This window comes from Streptomyces sp. NRRL S-1813 (assembly GCF_000719605.1).
Lineage (GTDB): Bacteria > Actinomycetota > Actinomycetes > Streptomycetales > Streptomycetaceae > Streptomyces > Streptomyces decoyicus.
The window spans coordinates 1-18440 of the sequence record NZ_JOHB01000003.1 but is presented as its reverse complement, the minus strand read 5'-3'; the positions used below and the strand labels follow the sequence as shown (position 1 = coordinate 18440).

General features: G+C 69.8%; 20 protein-coding genes and 1 pseudogene. 4 read left to right on the top strand and 17 right to left on the bottom strand.

The window, feature by feature from the left end:
* The first annotated feature begins 288 nt into the window (after positions 1-288).
* Together IF67_RS0107230 and IF67_RS0107225 are read left to right on the top strand one after the other, a co-directional pair.
* Positions 289-1065 carry a GNAT family N-acetyltransferase gene (locus tag IF67_RS0107230; protein WP_030983264.1) on the top strand — a complete coding sequence of 259 codons (777 nt, stop codon included), beginning with the start codon at positions 289-291 and terminating at the stop codon, positions 1063-1065.
* Positions 1066-1204: 139 nt separating this feature from the next.
* Positions 1205-3169, top strand: a complete 1965-nt coding sequence (locus IF67_RS0107225; RefSeq protein WP_030983262.1) for an APC family permease — start codon at positions 1205-1207, stop codon at positions 3167-3169.
* Positions 3170-3190: 21 nt separating this feature from the next.
* On the opposite strand, the gene IF67_RS0107220 is transcribed toward IF67_RS0107225, so the two are convergent.
* Positions 3191-3946 carry a (2Fe-2S)-binding protein gene (locus tag IF67_RS0107220; RefSeq protein ID WP_030983260.1) on the bottom strand — a complete coding sequence of 252 codons (756 nt, stop codon included), beginning with the start codon at positions 3944-3946 and terminating at the stop codon, positions 3191-3193.
* A gap of 108 nt (positions 3947-4054) precedes the next feature.
* Positions 4055-4918 carry a LysR family transcriptional regulator gene (locus IF67_RS0107215; RefSeq protein WP_199812698.1) on the bottom strand — a complete coding sequence of 288 codons (864 nt, stop codon included), beginning with the start codon at positions 4916-4918 and terminating at the stop codon, positions 4055-4057.
* Between the two features lie 70 nt (positions 4919-4988).
* Between IF67_RS0107215 and IF67_RS0107210 the strand changes: the two are divergent.
* Together IF67_RS0107210 and IF67_RS0107205 are read left to right on the top strand one after the other, a co-directional pair.
* A pseudogene (locus IF67_RS0107210) lies at positions 4989-5885 on the top strand (EamA family transporter); the annotation flags it as partial.
* A gap of 186 nt (positions 5886-6071) precedes the next feature.
* Entirely contained in the window at positions 6072-7193 is a 1122-nt protein-coding gene (locus IF67_RS0107205; protein ID WP_030983254.1) for a CapA family protein, read from the top strand.
* Between the two features lie 52 nt (positions 7194-7245).
* On the opposite strand, the gene IF67_RS0107200 is transcribed toward IF67_RS0107205, so the two are convergent.
* The 15 genes from IF67_RS0107200 to IF67_RS0107130 all read right to left on the bottom strand — a co-directional run.
* Positions 7246-7845, bottom strand: coding sequence for a carboxymuconolactone decarboxylase family protein (locus tag IF67_RS0107200; protein ID WP_051817746.1), 600 nt, complete (start codon positions 7843-7845; stop codon positions 7246-7248).
* A 134-nt stretch (positions 7846-7979) separates the two neighbouring features.
* Positions 7980-9683 (bottom strand): cholesterol oxidase substrate-binding domain-containing protein, encoded by a 1704-nt coding sequence (locus tag IF67_RS0107195; RefSeq protein ID WP_030983250.1) that lies wholly within the window; start codon positions 9681-9683, stop codon positions 7980-7982.
* Between the two features lie 210 nt (positions 9684-9893).
* Positions 9894-10064, bottom strand: a complete 171-nt coding sequence (locus IF67_RS0107190; protein ID WP_030983248.1) for a hypothetical protein — start codon at positions 10062-10064, stop codon at positions 9894-9896.
* 384 nt (positions 10065-10448) lie between these two features.
* Positions 10449-10865 carry a gas vesicle protein K gene (locus tag IF67_RS0107185; protein ID WP_030983246.1) on the bottom strand — a complete coding sequence of 139 codons (417 nt, stop codon included), beginning with the start codon at positions 10863-10865 and terminating at the stop codon, positions 10449-10451.
* Between the two features lie 41 nt (positions 10866-10906).
* Positions 10907-11146, bottom strand: a complete 240-nt coding sequence (locus tag IF67_RS0107180; protein WP_250050631.1) for a gas vesicle protein — start codon at positions 11144-11146, stop codon at positions 10907-10909.
* Positions 11143-12078 (bottom strand): GvpL/GvpF family gas vesicle protein, encoded by a 936-nt coding sequence (locus IF67_RS0107175; RefSeq protein ID WP_234341006.1) that lies wholly within the window; start codon positions 12076-12078, stop codon positions 11143-11145. The genes IF67_RS0107180 and IF67_RS0107175 overlap by 4 nt, the downstream gene beginning before the upstream one ends.
* Positions 12075-12500: a gas vesicle protein gene (gene gvpJ / locus IF67_RS0107170; RefSeq protein WP_030983243.1), complete on the bottom strand. Its 426-nt coding sequence runs from the start codon at positions 12498-12500 to the stop codon at positions 12075-12077. Before gvpJ ends, IF67_RS0107175 begins: the two co-directional genes overlap by 4 nt.
* A gap of 30 nt (positions 12501-12530) precedes the next feature.
* Positions 12531-13745 carry an SRPBCC family protein gene (locus IF67_RS0107165; RefSeq protein WP_030983242.1) on the bottom strand — a complete coding sequence of 405 codons (1215 nt, stop codon included), beginning with the start codon at positions 13743-13745 and terminating at the stop codon, positions 12531-12533.
* Positions 13738-14466, bottom strand: a complete 729-nt coding sequence (locus IF67_RS38875; RefSeq protein WP_051817744.1) for a hypothetical protein — start codon at positions 14464-14466, stop codon at positions 13738-13740. Before IF67_RS38875 ends, IF67_RS0107165 begins: the two co-directional genes overlap by 8 nt.
* Positions 14467-14493: 27 nt before the next feature.
* Positions 14494-14751 carry a gas vesicle protein GvpG gene (locus tag IF67_RS0107155; RefSeq protein WP_030983240.1) on the bottom strand — a complete coding sequence of 86 codons (258 nt, stop codon included), beginning with the start codon at positions 14749-14751 and terminating at the stop codon, positions 14494-14496.
* 22 nt (positions 14752-14773) lie between these two features.
* On the bottom strand, positions 14774-15487 hold the full coding sequence (locus tag IF67_RS0107150) for a GvpL/GvpF family gas vesicle protein (protein ID WP_030983239.1): 714 nt from the start codon (positions 15485-15487) through the stop codon (positions 14774-14776).
* A 3-nt stretch (positions 15488-15490) separates the two neighbouring features.
* Positions 15491-15934, bottom strand: a complete 444-nt coding sequence (locus IF67_RS0107145; RefSeq protein WP_051817742.1) for a gas vesicle structural protein GvpA — start codon at positions 15932-15934, stop codon at positions 15491-15493.
* 77 nt (positions 15935-16011) lie between these two features.
* Positions 16012-16320, bottom strand: a complete 309-nt coding sequence (locus IF67_RS0107140; RefSeq protein WP_078889320.1) for a gas vesicle protein — start codon at positions 16318-16320, stop codon at positions 16012-16014.
* A gap of 681 nt (positions 16321-17001) precedes the next feature.
* On the bottom strand, positions 17002-17601 hold the full coding sequence (grpE, locus tag IF67_RS0107135) for a nucleotide exchange factor GrpE (protein WP_030983234.1): 600 nt from the start codon (positions 17599-17601) through the stop codon (positions 17002-17004).
* The coding region (locus IF67_RS0107130) for an Hsp70 family protein (protein WP_030983232.1) at positions 17598-18440 on the bottom strand (843 nt) is incomplete at its 5' end. The genes grpE and IF67_RS0107130, both read right to left, overlap by 4 nt.

The following is an 18440-nucleotide window of genomic DNA, read 5'->3' as shown; positions in this document are numbered from 1 at the left end:
CTGCGTGCTCACCGAGCGGATCCGCTCGGCAACACGCTGAACTCTTCGGCCGTCCTTGTGCCGCGGTACGTCGCCGGGACGTGACGGGTCCGTTCGGCGTACCCGTTCCCCTCCCCGGAAGGGATAACACCAGACTCGCCCGTTTCCTCCCGTACTGTCCTCGTGGCCGGTGGGTCTCCGGCACCGGCCACCGGTCCGCCCGGCGGCTCGCCGAGCGTGGCGCCACCGCCCTGGCGCACCGCCGCACCGGCGCCGAGGCGGCAGGCCGCGACCACCCGAGGAACCCTTGTGATCGAACTCGCCCCGGACCAACTCCCCCCGCTCACCCGCTGGTTCGCCGCCGGATCCCCCGGGACGGCGGCGCTGGCCGAACACGTACGGGCCGGTGGCACCGGCCTTTGGTGGGCCGACCGCGCCGCCGACCCACGTGCCCTGGCCGTGGCGTGCGCGGACCATGTACTCCTCCGCGGCGACCCGGGCGCCCTGGCCACGGACGCCCTCGCCGTCTTCGGCGCGCACTATGTGCAGGCCCCCGCCCGCTTCCTGCCGGCGCTGGGCAGCGCCTTCGACCTGGTAGTGCCGTGCGAGCGGATGCTGTATCTGCACCGGGAGCCCGTTCCGGCACCGCGCACCCCGGACGGTGTGACGGTGCGTCGGCTGGCACCCGGGGACTCCCCGGCGCTGGCCGCCCTCCCTCCGGACGCGGCGTGGGTCCACGCCAGCTGGGGCGGCGCGGCCGGTCTCGCCGCGTCCGGACTCGGCTGGGCCGCCGTCCGGACGGACGAGGTCCTCGCCGTGGCCTGCACCTACTTCCGCGGCACCCGATACGAGGACATCGCCTGCTTCACCGTCCCCGGACACCGTCGTCAGCACCTGGCCCTGGCCTGTGTGACCGCCCTGTGCCGGGACATCGCCGCCCGCGGACGCACCCCGAGCTGGACCTGCTCCCGCGACAACCGCCCCAGCAGGCTCCTCGCCTGGACCGCGGGATTCCGTCTGGAGGACGAGTACGTGCACCACCTCACCGGAAAACCGGCCCGCCGGGGCGCGGGGCTCCCCGTCTGAACACCCGGCTGCCGCCGCGGCCCCGGGACACGAACGCGCCACAGGACCGAGCACCACGGTCACGACGTCCGCACTACGTACGCTGACGTGGCCGTCTCGCCGATGGCCGGATGCTTTCGCGGTACGACAGGAGCACACGATGGCCGCCTCCGCCGGATCTCCTCCCGGGGACGCAGCACGGCATCGCCTGCGCGCGTGGATGCTGGAGGGCCTGGCCGACATGGCCAAGCACCACCCGGGGCCGCACGCCGCGCCCGAAGGTGCCCGCCGCGGCCAGCGGTGGTGGCGGGTGATGTGCCTGACCGGAGTGGACTACTTCTCGACACTCGGCTATCAGCCGGGCATCGCCGCGCTGGCCGCGGGCGCGTTGTCGCCGATCGCCACCTTGGTCCTCGTCCTGGTGACGCTGGCCGGTGCGCTGCCGGTGTACCGGCGGGTGGCGCGGGAGAGCCCGCACGGACAGGGCTCGATCGCGATGCTGGAGCGGCTGCTGTCCTTCTGGCAGGGCAAGCTGTTCGTGCTGACCCTGCTGGGTTTCGCCGCCACCGACTTCCTCATCACCATCACCCTGTCGGCGGCCGACGCCGCCACCCACCTGGTGGAGAACCCCCACCTGACCAGCGCCCTGCACAACGGTCAGCTGGTCATCACGCTGATCCTGGTCGCCCTGCTCGGAGCGGTGTTCCTCAAGGGTTTCCTGGAGGCCATCGGGGTGGCGATCGTGCTGGTGGGCCTCTACCTGGCACTCAATGCCGTCGTGGTCGTCGTCGGACTGTGGCATGTGGCCACCACCACGCATGTCGTCGCCGACTGGTCCCATGCGCTGACCGCCGAGCACGGCAGCGTGCCGGCGATGATCGGGGTGGCGCTGCTCGTCTTCCCGAAGCTGGCACTGGGCCTGTCCGGGTTCGAGACCGGTGTGGCCGTCATGCCCCATATCGAAGGCGACCCCGATGACACCGAGGAGCGCCCCACAGGCCGGATCCGGGGCGCGAAGAATCTGCTCACCACCGCCGCCGTGATCATGAGCGTCTTCCTCATCATCACCAGCTTCATCACGACCCTGCTCATCCCCGAGGACGCGTTCAAGCCAGGCGGACCGGCCAACGGGCGCGCCCTGGCCTATCTGGCCCACGAGTACCTGGGCTCCCTCTTCGGCACGGTCTACGACGTCTCCACCATCGCCATTCTCTGGTTCGCCGGTGCCTCGGCCATGGCCGGTCTGCTGAATCTGATGCCGCAATATCTGCCGCGCTACGGGATGGCGCCCCACTGGGCGCGGGCGGTCCGCCCGATGGTGCTGGTCTTCACCCTGGTCGCCTTCCTCGTGACCTGGCTCTTCGACGCCGATGTGGACGCCCAGGGCGGCGCCTACGCCACCGGCGTCCTGGTCCTCATCAGCTCCGCCGCGATCGCCGTGACCATCACCGCCCGGCGCGCCCGCGAGCACGGCTGGACGATCGGCTTCGGCGTCATCGCCGTGGTGTTCCTCTACACCACGGTGGCGAATGTGATCGAGCGCCCCGACGGCGTGAAGATCGGTGCCTGCTTCATCGCCGGCATCATCCTCGTCTCGTTCCTCTCCCGCCTCGCCCGCGCCTTCGAACTGCGGGTGACCAGCGTCGTGCTCGACGAGAAGGCCGAGCGGTTCATCCGCGACACCGCCCACCGCAAGATCCGCTTCATCGCCAACGAGCCCGACCAGCGCGATCTGTCCGAGTACCGCGACAAGCTCCAGCAGATCCGTACGGACAACGACCTCCCGGTCGACGACGACTTCATCTTCGTCGAGGTCACCGTCGGCGACCCGTCCGAATTCGAGAGCGAACTCCGCGTACGCGGCGAGGTGCTGCACGGCCGTTTCCGGGTGCTCGTCATGGACAGCTCCACCGTCTCCAATGCGCTGGCCGCTCTGCTGCTGCACGCACGCGATCTCACCGGGGCGCGGCCGCACATCTACTTCGAGTGGACCGAGGGCAACCCGTTCGCCCAGTTCCTCCGCTTCTTCCTCTTCGGCCAGGGCGAAGTCGCCCCTGTCACCCGAGAGGTCCTGCGCGAGGCCGAACCCGACCGCGACCGCCGCCCCCGCGTCCACGTCGGCTGAGCGGGCGCCACCGCGCACGCCCTATCGGCGTACGAGGACGCAGTCGCCGCACACGGCGCCCGCGGCATCCGGTGCGGCCCGGTAGATCAGACAACAACTCCTGCGCCGGAAGCGCCCGTTGCGTGGATCCAGGGCGTGGGCGTCGCGGAGCTGCGGTTGGCGCAGCATCAGCAGGGCCGCGGTGCGGGCGGGCCGCGCCAGGGCCGGTGCTGCCGACACGATGCCCGCGGCCGCGCCGTTCACGGCCGATGCCACATTGCCCCACAGAATGCGCCGGGACACCGAGAAGGCCGCGCCGGCGTCCACCAGATCGCGGACCGGCCCCTCCAGCAGGGCTCCGGCAGCACCGGCACCGGCGACGGATCCGGCGTCACCCGTGGCGACGGCGGCCACCGTCTCCCGCGGCAGCGACAGGGCGAACGCGCCACCGAGGCCGGAGTGCCACCGCAGATCGTCGAGCATGGGAGGCCGCGACGGCAGGCGGTGCAGAGCGGCCAGCCCGAGCAGCGGTGAGACGACCCGCGCCATCAGCCCCAGATGCGCCACCGACGCGGCCACGCGCAGCTCGACGGCCTCGGCAGGTCGCCCACCGCCGGCGGCGAGAGCGGCCCGCACCGAGGCGACCCGCTCCTCCAGGACCCCGCTCTCCGCCCGCGCCACCTCGCTCAATTTCCGCCAAGGCGCGATGAGTTCCGACCCCGTGGCGTGCGTCTCGAAAGTGAAGAACGGTCCGAGGGCCGAGACCTGTTCCTGCAACTCGGTGGTGGGTTCCGTCATGATGTGCCTGTCCGTTTCCGGTGGTGCGGGGGAGAGGAGGCGGCGGGAGGTCCTGCCGATCGGCACCGGACGCTGCCGGGGGAGTGGTACGAGGCCGGGCGCAGTCCGTCACTTCCGCTGTCCGTAGAGGTCGGTGAGCAGCGCGACGGCAGCGTGGGTCGCCGGATGCGGGTCATGGCGTCGCCAGATGAGGTGGACCGCGATGGGCGCCGCGTCCCGCAGCCGCCGGAAGACGATCCCGTCACGCCGGTACTGGTTGACGGTGCTCTCCGGCGTGATGCCGACGGTGCGGCCGGTGGCGATCAGCGCGAGCCAGTCGTCGATGTCCTGGGTGTGTTCGACGGCGGGACGCGCTGATTCGGGCCACAGGTCGGCCGTGGTGGTGCCGGTGCGCCGGTCGATGAGCAACGTGCGTTCGCGGATGTCGCACAGGGCGATGGAACGGCGCCTGGCCCAGGGGTCGTCGGCGGCCATGGCGCAGTAGCGGCGTTCATGGCCGACGACGGCGCTGGCGAAGCGCGCGTCATCGAAGGCGGTGCGCACCACGGCGAGGTCGCACAGGCCCTCCGCCAGGCCGCCGGTGGCGGAGTTGGTGCGGATCAGGTGCAGCTCGACGTCGGGGTAGCGGGCGGCCCAGCGGCGCTGGTACTCGGCGGTGTGCCGGCCCATGGCCGACCATGCGTGGCCGATGCGCAGCCGCGTATGACCGGTGGTGGCCTCCCGGATGAGGTTGTCGGCCTCGGCCAGCACCTTCCGGGCGCGCGCCAGCACCTGAACACCCGCGGTGGTGGGGATGACGCTCCGGCTCGTACGGTGCAACAGCCGTACCCCCAGGGCGTCTTCGAGCGCACCCAGGGTGCGGGACACCGCCGCCTGCGAGATGCCGAGATCGATGGCGGCATCGGTGAAGCCACCGGCATCGACGATCGCCACCAGACAGCGCAGATGCCGCAGTTCCATAGGCAGAGTCATATGAAGATCCATAACCACAGCGCATCGATGAGTACGTGCATGCATTTTACGTATGGATCTGCGCGGAGGGATGCTGCCCTGCATGCGAAGGAGCACTCAAGGCCGGCTGTACCCCGAGGCCGCTCAGGGGGGATCGGCGACCTATCCGGGCCGTGCGGCAGGCGTGGCGATGATGTGCGGCAGCGGACTCTCCAACCAGATCGGTGCCGCCACCGGAGCACTGGCGTTTCCGGTGATCGGGCCGGCCGGTGTGGTGGCCGTACGGCAGTGGGTGGCCGGCCTCGTCCTCCTGGCGGTGGGCCGGCCGCGGCTGCGCTCGTTCACCTGGCGGCAGTGGTGGCCGGTGCTGTGCCTGGCGGCGGTGTTCGCCACGATGAACCTGTCCCTCTACACGGCGATCGACCGCATCGGCCTCGGCCTGGCGGTGACCCTGGAGTTCCTCGGGCCGCTGGCCGTGGCCCTGGCCGCCTCCCGTCGCCTGGCCGACCTGCTGTGCGCCCTCGTCGCAGGGGCGGCGGTCGTCCTGCTGGCCCGCCCGCAGCCGAGCACCGACTACGCCGGCATCGCGCTGGGCCTGCTCGCCGCCGTGTGCTGGGCGTCCTACATCCTGCTCAACCGCCTCGTCGGTGCCCGTCTGCCGGGCACCGAAGGGTCGGCCGCCGCTGCCGGCGTCTCCGCCCTGCTGTACCTACCCGTCGGCATCACCGTGCTCGCCCACCACCCGCCGACCGCGAGCGCCGTGGGCTGTGCGGCGGCCGCCGGCATCCTCTCCTCGGCCGTCCCGTTCCTCGCCGACCTGCTCGCCCTGCGCCGGGTCCCCGCTCGCTTCTTCGGCGTCTTCATGAGCGTCAACCCCGTCCTCGCGGCACTGGTCGGCCTCGTCGTCCTGGACCAGGCCCTGCACGCGATCGACTGGCTGGCCATCGCGGCCATCGTGACGGCCAACACCGTCAGCATCCTGGCCGCCGGCTCCCGCACCGCGGCCCCGCCCGGCGGACGGGGCACGACGCTCCCTGTCGCCTCGGGGGGTCCGGTCACGGCGACGGCTCCCGTGGCGGCTGATCCGGTCGCGTCGCACGAGCGGCAGACCGACCCGATGCCGCGGTGTGAAGCCCCACGCGAAACCTCCGCCAACGGGTTCTAACCTGGGGGAATGGGCAGTGACTTGCTCACCCTGTTCCTCTGCGGCGATGTCATGCTCGGCCGTGGCGTCGACCAGATCCTTCCGTGCCCCGGAGACCCGGCGCTGCGGGAGGGCTACGTGCGGGACGCCCGGTCCTATGTCGAGCTGGCGGAGGCGGTGAACGGCCCCATTCCCCGTCCGGTCGGCTTCGCCTGGCCCTGGGGGGACGCACTGCGGGTGCTGGATGACGCCGCGCCCGCCGCCCGGGTGCTCAATCTGGAAACCGGCGTCACGGAGGACGGCGATTTCGCCCCCGGCAAGGGAATCCACTACCGGATGCATCCCGCGAACCTTCCGTGCCTGACCGCGGCCCGCCCCGACGTCTGCGTCCTGGCCAACAACCACGTCCTGGACTTCGGCCGCCAAGGGCTGGCGGACACCCTCGACGCCTTGGCGGGGGCGGGGCTGCGGACGGCCGGGGCGGGCGCGGACGCCGACGCGGCGCGCCGACCGGCGGTCATCCCCCTCGAAGGCGGCCGCCGCATCCTGGTCTTCTCCTTCGGCATGCCGTCCAGCGGCGTCCCCGGATCATGGGCCGCGACCGGCGACCGCGCCGGCGTCGACTTCGTGGCCAGGCCCTCGTCGGCCGCCGCGGCCGGGATCGTCGGCCGGGTACGGCAGGTGAAGCGGCCGGGCGATGTCGCGGTGGTCTCCGTCCACTGGGGTGCCAACTGGGGCTACCACGTGCCCCGTGACGAGGCCGCCTTCGCGCACGCACTTCTCGACGGCGGCGTGGATGTCGTCCACGGACACTCCTCGCACCATCCCCGCGCCGTGGAGGCGTACCGGGGGAAGCTCGTGATCTACGGGTGCGGCGACTTCATCGACGACTACGAGGGCATCACCGGCTACGAGCGGTATCGGGACGACCTGCGGCTGCTCTGTCTCGTCTCGGTGGACCCGGACACGGGCAGACTGCACGAGGTGCGGATCATCCCTTTTCAGGCCCGGCGCATGCGGCTGTGGCATGCCTCGCGCCAGGACACCCGATGGCTGCGGGCGCTCCTCGACCGGATAGGTTCCGGCTTCCGCCCCTGCGTCCACTCCGCCCCGGAGGGCACGCTCACCCTCCGTCCTTCCGGGACTTCGTGACCGTCGTGACGGCTTCGCCGGCCGTGCCAGGGTGAGGCGGGGAGGACGGCTTTCACCGGCCGCCCTCTTCCGCCGAACTGCCGTCCGGGAACGGGATCTCCCGGAACCGCGGCGTACCGGGTTCCGGGGTGAGCCTGGTGGCGCGGGCGGTGAAGCTGATGGCGTGGTACCAGCCGCACAGCATCAGCAGGTCGAGGAGTTCTTCCGGAGTGAACTCGGAGTCGAGCCGGGCCCAGAGCGTGTCATCGATGTCGTGGCGGGTGTGCAGGGCATCGGCTGCGTCGAGGAGAAGCCGGTCGCGCTCGGTCGTCCAGCAGGGGTCGGCACGTGTTCCGTGGGTGAGTGAACTGATCTGTGCGGCGGTCAGGCCGGCGCGGGTGGCGAAACGGGCTACGTGCACGCCCCATTCGTACTCGCAGCCGCATCGTGCACAGGTGCGGTCGATGATGATCTCCCGGTCCCGCAGGCCGAGGCCGAGCCGGCGGCTGAGCTCGTACGAGCCCCAGCCGTGCAGCGCCTCGGCCAGCGGTACCTTGCGCGCGTACAACCGGAACAGGGCGAGCGGCGCTTCGCCGTCCGGCATCATGCGGCGCAGTACCGCGGTGGCCTCGGGGGAGTAGGGGGCTTCGACGGGCGGGATGCGCGCACTCATGACCACTCTGACTACTCCCTTCATCGCTTCGGATTTCGAAGCGATGAAGGGAGTGTAGTGGTTCGGAATTCGAAACGCTGCTCCCCTCGGGAAAGATGCCTGCGACGAGATGCGGGGCCTGGTCGAGGCTCCGCTCAGGGCAGCAGAGTGTCGAGGAAGGCGTTGGAGAACACCCGTGCCGGGTCATAGCGGTTCAGCGTGTCCCGGGCGGTGCGCCAGTCCTCGAACGCGGCCGGGACGGCGCCGCCCACGGTGGCAGGATCCGTCCACGGCCCGCCGTCCGTGTAGGCCCAGCCTTTGGACCACTCGGGGCGCACGGCCGCATACGAGCCGGTGTAGGTCTGCCAGATCCACTGTTCCAGCTCGCGGAAGAAGGGGGCCGCACCGGGCGTGCCGGGATAGGTGGCGAAGTCGAGCCACACGACGGTGTCCCACTCGGGGTGGTCGGCGCGGGCCCGCGCCGGGGACAGCAGCGGGCCGTCGAGAGGGTCCGTGCCGGTGATGCGCAGCTCGATCGGGCCGTTGACCGGGTACGAGCCACGGTCCTGATGAGCCGTCAGCACGCGCTGGTAGCGGGAGTGGAAGTCACCCACCACGCGCTGCACATTCGCCCGGGACGTCAGTACCGCCCACCCCGCTTCGGCGATCCGCAGTGTCGACGGCTCCACGTACAGCAGGCTGTTCCTCGACCAGCCCCAGACGTCCCAGGTGCCGGTGACGATCAGCCCGGACCCGACGATGGACATGGCGAGCTTGGTGAACGCGGGCGTCTTGTCGCCGCCGCCCGCGGCGATCTCCCCGAGCAGCCCCGACATCTCCTCGGTGACACGGTTGGCAAAGGTGTAGGCGTACGGAACGTCGATCTGCTTGGCGAGCAGCGGCTTGGACGGTGCCAGGCTCCACACCTTCAGCCAGGGCACATCGGTGAACGGGAACCAGATCGCTTCGATGCGTCCGGTGCGCTCCAGGTAGGAGCTGATCGTGCGGCCGCCTGTACCGGGCGGACCGAAGACGGTGCCCACGTTCACGTCGAACCAATTCTGGCACCGCAGCCGGGTATTGGCCGCCGCGGTCATCGTCACCTCGGTGAGGAACGCGCGGCCCAGATGGACCAGGAACGCGCGGATGTCCGGGTCGGAGCGGGTGAAGGTCTTGAGCACATAGCGGCCCGCCGCCGCGCTCCACACCACGGCGGTGAGGGAGGTGACCAGGGAGCTCAGGGTGCCGAAGCCGGATCCCGCGGGCGGGCGTTCGGTGGCGGTGGGCAGCCCCGTGCCGTGGCCGCCGATGGCGAGCACCCCGCCGATGGTGAGGTCGCCGGGCGCGGTGGTGGTGGCGAGCCCGAGCCCTGCCTCCTCCAGGCGGGCGAGGATGGTGTCGAGCGTTGCCCCCGTCTGCGCGGTGACACTCCCGGGGCCGCCGCCCTGCACACTGACCGCGGTGAGGTGGGAAGTGGTGTCGACGATGACCGTACGGCTGGTGTCGGCCCCGGCGGGCAGCACCAGCGGCGACCAGGTGTGCCCCTTGCCCCGGGCCCGTAGCCGGTAGCCGTGCTCATGGGCCCAGTTGGCGAGAGTGACCACGTCGTCGGGGGTGCGCGCCGAGGCGGTCCAGACCCCCTCGACGATGATCTCCAACGACCAGTTGCGGAAGGCCTGCTGGGAGAGCGGGATGCCCGCGGGAAAGCCGGGCGGCGGGGCGAGGGTGGTTGCGGCACTGCCCGCGGGAATGCGATGAGCGGGCTGTAATCCGGCTGCCGCGGCGAGCCCCGCGGCGGCGGCCCCGGTCAGCAGCGTGCGGCGGGTGAAGGATGCTCCTCGAGCGCTGTCGTCGGACATGACTGTCCCTCCGGCGCGCGGCGCGCCGGCCCCGCGGCACCGCGCACGGATCGTAGGGGTGAGACCGTACGAGCGCCCCGGTGCGGTGGGGGTGTGCCGGAAGAGTAGGGTGACGGGCCATCAGTTGCAATGGCCGCCGGAAAATACCGTTCCCCGGCAGGCCGAAGGGGATCGGCCCGCCGGGGACATCGAGTGGATCGGGACCGGGTTCTACCAGCGGTACCAGCGGCCGCGCCGGCCGGCGGCGCCGGTCGAACGCATGAGGAAGCCGAGCAGCCAGAATGCCAGCACGACCACGGCGACGATCCACAGCGCCTTGAGCGCGAATCCCGCGCCGAAGAGAAGCAGCGCGAGAAGCAGAACCAGAAGCAGCGGAACCATAACCCTGCACCTCCGTGTAGGTAGGACGGGAGAGCGCATGGAAGAAACCATGACGCCGATCTGATGACGAGTGCGGGACCGACGACCTCGCTCCGCCCGGCACCGGCCGGGCGTCGACTGCACGCCTGCATCCTTTGCGGCGGTCCGGACGGTGTCCGGTTGCTCCGCAGCGGCCCTTGCCAACGCGCTACGGATTACCGCGGGGGAGCGAAAACCTGGTGTGCTCTGGAGCGAAAATACCTGGTGTGCTCTGCGGCCCTGGTAGTGCGTGTTGCCGTTCAACCGCCGTTGAAACATCTGCGGGGGGCGATACCGGTATCGGGAATCCGGCACCGATCAGGAATTCGGCGGGGACGCACGGCGACGGGGGTTTCGCTGAGCCGTTCAGCCGGCGTCATTGCGTGGCAACAGGGAGCCAAGGGGACCGAGATCGAGATTGAGGTCCTCCATCGTGAGCCCGTAGCGCTCACAGAGTTCCGTCATACGGTCCTGGAGAATCATGAGCGTCATCCCGACCCGTTCTTCCTGATCCTCACTCAGATCGCCCTGGTCGACGCGGTGCAGTGCGGTGCGCTCCATGAGCTGCCGCAAAAGCTCCACGATGGTCAGCACCAATTTCATGAGATCGCGTTCGACCGTCTCCGGGTCGGTCTTCAGCCGTTGGGCGATACTGCTGCCCTGCCCCTGCCGATGTTCCTCGGCCCCGGCCGGCACCAGGCCGAATGCCCGTGCCGCCGCCTGCGCCACCTCCGCGAAGGCGGGCTTCACGGGCGCGGCCGGATTCACCGGTTCCTCCGTCATGCTGTATCCCTCGTCACTTGGCAGATCCTCCTCACGGGCCTTCACCACGGTGCCGGGCTGTCGGGCGTGATCGAGCGGATCACCGCGCGCAGATTGATATGGACAAGATCCACCTCGGCAATGGACAGCACCACATCTCCGGTAAGGACCGCGCCGCCGTTCAGGAGACGGTCCAAGAGATCGATCAGAGCAATCTGCCGCCCGGCGAGAGATTCCTCCTCGGTGCGGTCCGCCACGAACGAGGCATCCGTGAACGCGGCCTCAAGGTCGTTTCCCTTCACGGGTTCCCGCTTTCCGCGGGCGGCGTCGCGAAGGAGTACGGGGCCCACGGGCCGGTGATCTCGACACGTACGCCGGGGACACCATCGGCCAGTCCCTTCAGGGCCCGGTGGAACTCCCCGATGCGGTCCGTGGGGACCAGATACGCCTCATTGGCGATGTTCTCGCCGGTACCGGACGCCAGTTCACCTTGCTGCGGGCGGTGCGCGACCATGTCCCGTGCCACGTCGGCCACCCGGACCCGCACGTCGGCGGCGACGGCTCCCGCCGCGCGGTAGGCATCACGATGCGTACGCCGTTGGGCCCGCCGCTGCTGCAAGTAGGCCCGGCCGGGGCTGGCCGGGGACGTGGCGGGGGCCGGGCTGTCGGGCGCGGGAGATCCCGAGGCGCCGGCCGCGGGGGCTTCGGCCGCGGCCGCCGCGCGTGCGTCCGCGTACACCTTCACCCCCATTTCGGCATGGCCTTCGAGCCGGGAGAGCAGCGCGTCGAACTCGGTGCCGCGCTCGTCCAGCATCGACCGCACCCGGGCATCGTCCAGATACACCGTGGCCAGGCGCATGGGCAGCACCATGGCGCCGGCATAGGCGGCCTCGACGACGGCGTGGTGTGTCCGGGCGATCGTCTCCAGCTCCGTCAGGTCCTCCAGCTGCGCCTTCATGCCCTCCGCGCTGAAGGCGTCGGCAGGGACGGAGGAGACCAGGGCCGTGAGGCGGCCGGAGACGACCGTTCGGAGAGGGCCGTCCCGCAGTCCGGTCAGCAAAGGAGCCGATGCCTCGAGGGCGGTGCCGGTGCGGCCGATGGCGTAGACGTACGAGATCCGGGAGCGGTCGGATTCTTGCCGCTCAGCGGGCTGCTCAGCGGGCCGCTCAGCGGGCCGGCCGACGGGGCGCGGCGCGGCGGCAGTCTCCTCGGCTCCTGGTGTGGGGCGGTTCACTGCTCCTCCTTGCGGTCTGCCTGGTGTGCACCGGAGCCCCCGGGGGAGCCGATGGCCGCGCGCAGTTCGGCGAGTTCGGCGCGCAGCTGCCGGTTCTCCTCGGCCAGCGGCTCGCTGCCGACGGCCGGCGTGCGCCCGTCGGGGACCTGCTGCGGCGCGCGGGCGCGGGACGAAAGGGAGGGGTCGTGTTCCCACCAGTCGATGCCCATCTCCTTGGCCTTGTCGACGGAGGCGACGAGCAGCCGGAGCTTGATGGTCAGCAGCTCGATGTCGAGCAGATTGATCTGGATGTCGCCCGCGATGACGACGCCCTTGTCGAGGACGCGCTCCAGGATGTCGGCCAGGTTGGCGGAAGCCCCCTGCCGGCCGTACGGGGACGGACCGGAGGAAGGCCCCATACGGCCGGCGAGTGAATCGGACATGATCAGCCTCGTCTGTGCGGTCGGGACGGGTCAGCGGGCAACGGCGGCACGGCGGCCCCGGCGGGGTGCCGGCGGCTCGTCCTCGTCGTACGGGTCCCGTTCGTCCGCCGGGTCGTCGCCCTCGTCGAGCGGCTCCCCACGGTCGTCGTCCTCGTCGACGGGCTCCTCCAGGTCGTCCTCGTCGGCATCGGCTTCCGCCGCGAGGTCGTCGTGGTCGTCCACGTCCTGGTCGTCGACGTCGTGATCGTCCACGTCGTGGTGGCCCTCGTCCTCGGCGTCCTCAACGTCCTCGGCGTCTTCCTCGTCATCGAGGTCCTCGTCTTCAGCGCCGGCATCCTCGTCGGCCTCATCGTCTCCGGGGTGCACCTCGTCGGAGCCGCGCTCGACGTCCTCCCGGTCCTCCTCCTCCGCCGCGACGGCGTCGTCATGCTCGACCACGACCTCGCCGTCCTGGATCTCACCGCGCCAGCCATCGGTGGCCTCGCCGCGCATCATGATGAATTTGCGGTAGAGCTTGAGGTCCAGCCGGGCCCGGCGGCCCTGGGCGCGCCAGATGTTGCCCGTCTTCTCGAACAGACCCTTGGGGAAGTACTCGAGAACCAGCAGCACCCGCGTCAGGTTGTCGGTGAGGCGGTGGAAGGTCACCACACCCTTGACCGTGCCCTTCGCACCTTCGGTGGTCCAGGTGATCCGCTCGTCGGGCACCTGCTCGGTGACATTGGCCCGCCAACTGCGGGTGGACTTGGCGACCTTCACCTTCCAGTTGCTGCTGGTGTCATCGGATTTCTCGACACTGACGACGCCCTTGGCGAAGGTGCTGAATTCCTGGAACTGCGTCCACTGGTCGTACGCCTCGCGTACGGGGACACCCACATCGATGTCCTCGACGATCGTCACGCTCTTGGACTTGCCGCCGCCGCCCTTGCGGCCCTTGCCGAACAGGCTCTTCACCTTGTCCTTGACGGTGTCCTTGAGGTGGGAGGCGCCCACGGTCAGCGCCGCCTGCTGCGGCGACTTGCCCTCGCCGAGGCCCTTGCCGCCCTTCGCCAGACTGCTCACCAGGCCGCCGGGCCCCTGGCCGGGTTCGGCGAGCTTGCCGACGCTCTCGCCCAGCTTGTGGCCGAGTTGGGTGACCGCGTGTTCCGCCCGGGCCTGGAGGTAGTGCTGAAGTTCTTCCTTGAGCTGGTCGGCCGCCGGGCTCTTGGTCACCTCGTCCTTGATCTTGCTGAAGGTGGACTCAGCCATTGCTGCCCCCACGGTCGGCAACCGTGCGCGCCGCGCCGGAAGCCTTGCTCGATGCCTTGTTGCGGGCACCGGAGGCGGCCTTCCGCCCCGGGGCGGTGGAGGTGCGTCCGCGGGAGGACGCCGCGGCCTTACCCGAAGTCTTGGAGGTGCTCGATGCCGAGCGCCGCGGCGTGGACGACCGGTCGGTGGGGGTCGACTTCTTGGCCGACGCCGACTTCGTGGCGGTCTTCGTGGCGGTCTTCGTGGCCGTTTTCGTGGCCGAGTTCGCGGACGGCTCGGCAGGTGTCTTACGGCGCGGGGCGGGCTTCTCGCTCTCCGCGTCCGGGGCGTCCGAGGCGTCGTCGGTGTCCTCGGCGTCGTCCCGTGGCTCGTCCTCGGCCTCCGGATCCGCATCATCCGCCGCGCGTGCCGCACCGTCGGTCCCGCCCTCGTCGAGGGCCAGGGTCCGCTCGTGCAGGGAGTCGGCGAGACCGTTCATCCGCTGGGTGAGCGCGGCGCCGGCGGCCGACTTCGTGGCGTCCACCAGCTCCTTGCGCACCTGGTCGTTGAGGGAACCGAGAACCGGTGAGTTGGCCACCAGTGTGCCCAGTTGCCTGGGGTCCAGGTTCAGTTTCTTGCCGGCCAGGAACATGCCCAGGCCGATGGCCAGCTTGGCTTTCTTGGTGCGCCCCAGGAGGTAGCCCCCTACGAGGGCCACACCTATCTTGGCGTTGTTCATCATCTCTCGTACACCTCGTTCTCCCCGTGATCAGGAGTCGGTACGTAGTCGGCGCTGCTGGGCCTCCAGCCATTCGAGCCGGTCCAGGAGCTCGTCCTCGCGGGAGTCGAACTCGTCGGCTCCGATGGTGCCGTCCAGCAACTGCTGTTCCAGCGCGGCCAGTTCCTCGTGGACCGGTGCCGGGTCGTAGTACTCGCGCTCGGCGGTGAGCACCACTTGGTCAAGGACCCAGACCGTGCCCCGTACCGGTGCCAGCGGCAGGGTCAGGAGCTGTGTGATGAGGCCCATGACAACGGATCTCCGCTCGCGGTCAGACGAAGCTGTACGGCGGCAACGGGCCGTGCAGATCGAAGGTGTAGGCGTCACCGCGCTTCTCGGCCTCCGCGTGGACCGCTTCGGAGAAGGCCGCGGCCTTCTCCCGCTCCACGAGGAACGACACGCTGAGGAAGTGACGCTTCGTCGGTTCGACGGCCGCGGTGCGTACCGCGGCCGGAGTCAGAACGGCCACGATGTCCGTACGCGCACGGTCCTGGCGGGCCTGGACCTCCTGCGAGATCAGCTCGCCCAGGGCCACCTTGTCGTCGTACGCGTCCGGGTTCTGCCGGGTGCGCTCGTTGAGCCGTCGTACCTCGGCGGATTCCTGGACGATCTCCCGCAGCAGATCGTCCTCGCCGCGTGCGACCTTGAGGTGGTACTCGCGGCAGCCGGCGATCTCTGCGAGGCGCTGGGTGTAGGTGTCGCGGTGTTCCTCCAGTGCGGAGACCACCTGTTCGTCGTCGGGGCCGACCAGCCCGAAGCGCATCGGCAGGGCCGCACCGTCGGCCAGCAGACGTTCCTGAACGCCCTGGTGGGCCACCACATCGCGGCGCTTGGCCCGTAGCTCTGCCGGCGCGTCGCTGACCACGGCACACAGGTCCTTCGTCTTGACGGTGCGCAGTGGCGCTGCCGGGCTGCCGACCCCGGCGACGTCGTTCAGTCGCAAGGGATGGTCGGCACCGGTGATGGCGTAGAGGTAGGTTGCCATGGTTCAGTCCTCCCGGCGGCGGGCCGTGCGACGGTTGGTGGAGCCGGCAGACTTACGTGCCGGACGCTCCTCCGCCTCCTCCTCGGATCCCTCCTGGCCCTTCTGCAGGGATTCGCTGAATGCCTCAACGGCTCCTGTCAGCGCGCCTTTCGACTTTCCTTTGGCGCCGCTTTCCGTTGCCTCCCCGACCAGGTCGGTGAGCTGACTCGGCGCCTTACGGCCCGATTCCAGGTCCAGACGGTTGCACGCCTCGGCGAAGCGCAGATAGGTATCCACGCTCGCCACGACGACGCGTACGTCAATCTTGAGAATTTCGATGCCGACGAGGGAGACCCGCACAAAGGCGTCAATGACAAGCCCTCGGTCGAGTATCAGCTCGAGGACATCGTAGAGATTTCCCGAACCACTTCCGCTGGTCGATGCGTTGGATTGCTGAATGGCAGTCACGATCGATCATCCCTTCCAGTTGACTGGAGCGGGTCATGGGGGTGCGTGATGTCGTGAGCGGCCGAGCCCGGACCGAATCATCTGTCGATCTGGCCGCGCCCATATCGGCGCGTGCGCTCATAGCCCATCAGCTGGCCCTGTTCATCGAGGTAAACGCGGTAGGAAGCCATCACGCTCGCGGTGTCCGGGACCCTTTCGATCTCCACCACTTCCACATCCGCCAGCCAACCGTCATCGGTGGCCTTGAGCGCCGACACCGAGCCGGGCTCGCATTGGAGCATCTGTGCAAGTTGCCCGGAGGCGTGGCGCATTGCCGTGGGCGCGGCGACCCGTTCCGGCCGTCCGTTGTGCGCTTCCTTGTGATCCGTGTTTTCCTCGGTCGCCATGATCCCGCCTGTCGTGCGTCGTAGGGTTTTTGTCGAAGTACGGTGGATGTCCGGTGGCGATAGAGGACCGCGTGCCCCCGGGACTCGAACGTATGCGTAGTCGCACGTATGAGCAGTGATTCCGCCTTACGGAAGGCGGTCTCCGTAGTTCAACTCACCGGTCAGCTCGCCGATCAGGCTCGTCGGTCGACTCAGTGATCAGCTCAACGATCGGCTCACGGCCAACTCGCGAATCACTGATGTGTCCGTCAGCGCAGGGGATTCAGGAGTGCAATTGCCCAGGACGGGCCGAGCCCCGACAGCAGGACGTCACCCTTCACCGTGACAAGGACCGCGAAAGGACCGTGAAAGGACCGTGACAAGAAAAGCCGGCCGCGGAGCCGCGACGCTTTGAAAAGCGGCACGGCTACGGCAGCCGGCGACACGAAGTTGCGTACGACGGAATCAGGGCGCCCGGGCCCGGGGGATTGTTACGGGCCGGCGGGCGGTTAAGGGCTGTCCCGTAATCCCTGGCGGGCGCACGACGACAGTTACGGCACTCCCCCAGCTAACGCTGGGAGGTGCCCCCACGCCGCGTTGTCGGAACATCCGGATACGCCCAGTATCCGGACGCTCCTCCGCCTTGCGATGCACCGCATCTGACGCCGTGCGCTGATCCGCCAGGGATTACGGGACAGCCCTTTAGCCGGCGACGATCACCTGAGCGGGGCGCAGCAGACGGTCGCCGACGCGGTAGCCCTGGCGGAGGACGGCGATGCAGGTGGCATGCTCCAACCGGTCGTCGGGGGTGTAGGTGATGGCCTCTTGGATCAGTGGGTCGAAGGGGGCACCCACCGTGCCGAAGGGCTGGAGGCCCAGCGCCCCCAGTTCGTTGTGCAGAGCCTCGGCGACGCGCTGGAAACCACCGGTGACCTCGCCCTGTTCCCTGGCCTCGGCGAGGGAGTCGAGCACGGGCAGCAGCCGGCTCAGCACATTGGCCACGGCGATCTCGCCGACCGCCAGGCGGTCGCGGTGGACCCGCTTGCGGTAGTTGTCGTACTCGGCCTTCAGCCGCTGAAGATCGGCCGTACGCTCCCGGAGCTGGGCGCGCAGAGCCGCTTCCTGCGGGGCCGACCGCTCCGGGGCCCGGTCGTCACCGGAGGGCCGTCCCGTGTGCTGCTCGCTGCCCTCCTCCGCCGGGGTGGCGCGGGGCGGGACCGCGGCGGGGCTTTCCCCCGGCCCGTGTCCGACGAGGGCCAGCGGCGGCTGAGCGGGGCCACGGACGTTGGTCGGACGGTTCATCGTGCGCCTCCCTCCTGCTTGTCGTCATCGACGATCTCCGCATCGACGACATCGTCCTGATCGCCGGCAGCCGTGTCCGATGCGCCCTCGCCGGAGCCGCCGGCGGCCCCGTCGGAGCCCTGGGCCTGAGCCTGCGACTGGGCGTCGGCGTACATGGCCTGGCCCAGCTTCTGGGAGACGGTCGCCAGCTTCTCGGTGGCGGTACGGAGCTCCGTGGTGTTGCCGCCGTCGCCGGAGTCGGCCTTGAGCTTCTCCTTCACCTCGCCGATGGCGGTCTCGACCTCGCTTTTGATGTCACCGGGGACCTTCTCCTCGTTGTCCTTGAGGAACTTCTCGGTCTGGTAGACGAGCTGCTCGGCCTGGTTGCGGGTCTCCGCGGTCTCCCGCCTGCGGCGGTCCTCCTCGGCGTGGTGCTCGGCGTCGCGGACCATCCGGTCGATGTCGTCCTTCGGCAGCGAGGAGCCGCCGGTGACGGTCATCTTCTGCTCCTTGCCGGTGCCCAGGTCCTTGGCGGTGACGTGCATGATGCCGTTGGCGTCGATGTCGAAGGAGACCTCGATCTGCGGGACCCCGCGCGGGGCCGGCGGCAGACCGGTCAGCTGGAACATTCCGAGCTTCTTGTTGTACGCCGCGATCTCGCGCTCGCCCTGGTAGACCTGGATCTGCACGGACGACTGGTTGTCCTCGGCCGTCGTGAAGATCTCGGAGCGCTTGGTCGGGATCGTGGTGTTGCGTTCGAGGAGCTTGGTCATGATGCCGCCCTTGGTCTCGATACCGAGGGACAGCGGGGTGACGTCCAGCAGGAGGACGTCCTTGACCTCACCCTTGAGCACACCGGC

Coding starts and splice junctions, on each gene's coding strand:
- IF67_RS0107150 (WP_030983239.1), bottom strand. CDS start 15,487: ATGGCAACCTACCTCTACGCCATCACCGGTGCCGACCATCCCTTGCGA.
- IF67_RS0107220 (WP_030983260.1), bottom strand. CDS start 3,946: ATGACGGAACCCACCACCGAGTTGCAGGAACAGGTCTCGGCCCTCGGA.
- IF67_RS0107225 (WP_030983262.1), top strand. CDS start 1,205: ATGGCCGCCTCCGCCGGATCTCCTCCCGGGGACGCAGCACGGCATCGC.
- IF67_RS0107165 (WP_030983242.1), bottom strand. CDS start 13,745: ATGGCTGAGTCCACCTTCAGCAAGATCAAGGACGAGGTGACCAAGAGC.
- grpE (WP_030983234.1), bottom strand. CDS start 17,601: ATGAACCGTCCGACCAACGTCCGTGGCCCCGCTCAGCCGCCGCTGGCC.
- IF67_RS0107205 (WP_030983254.1), top strand. CDS start 6,072: ATGGGCAGTGACTTGCTCACCCTGTTCCTCTGCGGCGATGTCATGCTC.
- IF67_RS0107140 (WP_078889320.1), bottom strand. CDS start 16,320: ATGGCGACCGAGGAAAACACGGATCACAAGGAAGCGCACAACGGACGG.
- IF67_RS0107185 (WP_030983246.1), bottom strand. CDS start 10,865: ATGACGGAGGAACCGGTGAATCCGGCCGCGCCCGTGAAGCCCGCCTTC.
- IF67_RS0107155 (WP_030983240.1), bottom strand. CDS start 14,751: ATGGGCCTCATCACACAGCTCCTGACCCTGCCGCTGGCACCGGTACGG.
- IF67_RS0107200 (WP_051817746.1), bottom strand. CDS start 7,845: ATGAGTGCGCGCATCCCGCCCGTCGAAGCCCCCTACTCCCCCGAGGCC.
- IF67_RS0107190 (WP_030983248.1), bottom strand. CDS start 10,064: ATGGTTCCGCTGCTTCTGGTTCTGCTTCTCGCGCTGCTTCTCTTCGGC.
- IF67_RS0107215 (WP_199812698.1), bottom strand. CDS start 4,918: ATGACTCTGCCTATGGAACTGCGGCATCTGCGCTGTCTGGTGGCGATC.
- IF67_RS0107195 (WP_030983250.1), bottom strand. CDS start 9,683: ATGTCCGACGACAGCGCTCGAGGAGCATCCTTCACCCGCCGCACGCTG.
- IF67_RS38875 (WP_051817744.1), bottom strand. CDS start 14,466: ATGATGAACAACGCCAAGATAGGTGTGGCCCTCGTAGGGGGCTACCTC.
- gvpJ (WP_030983243.1), bottom strand. CDS start 12,500: ATGTCCGATTCACTCGCCGGCCGTATGGGGCCTTCCTCCGGTCCGTCC.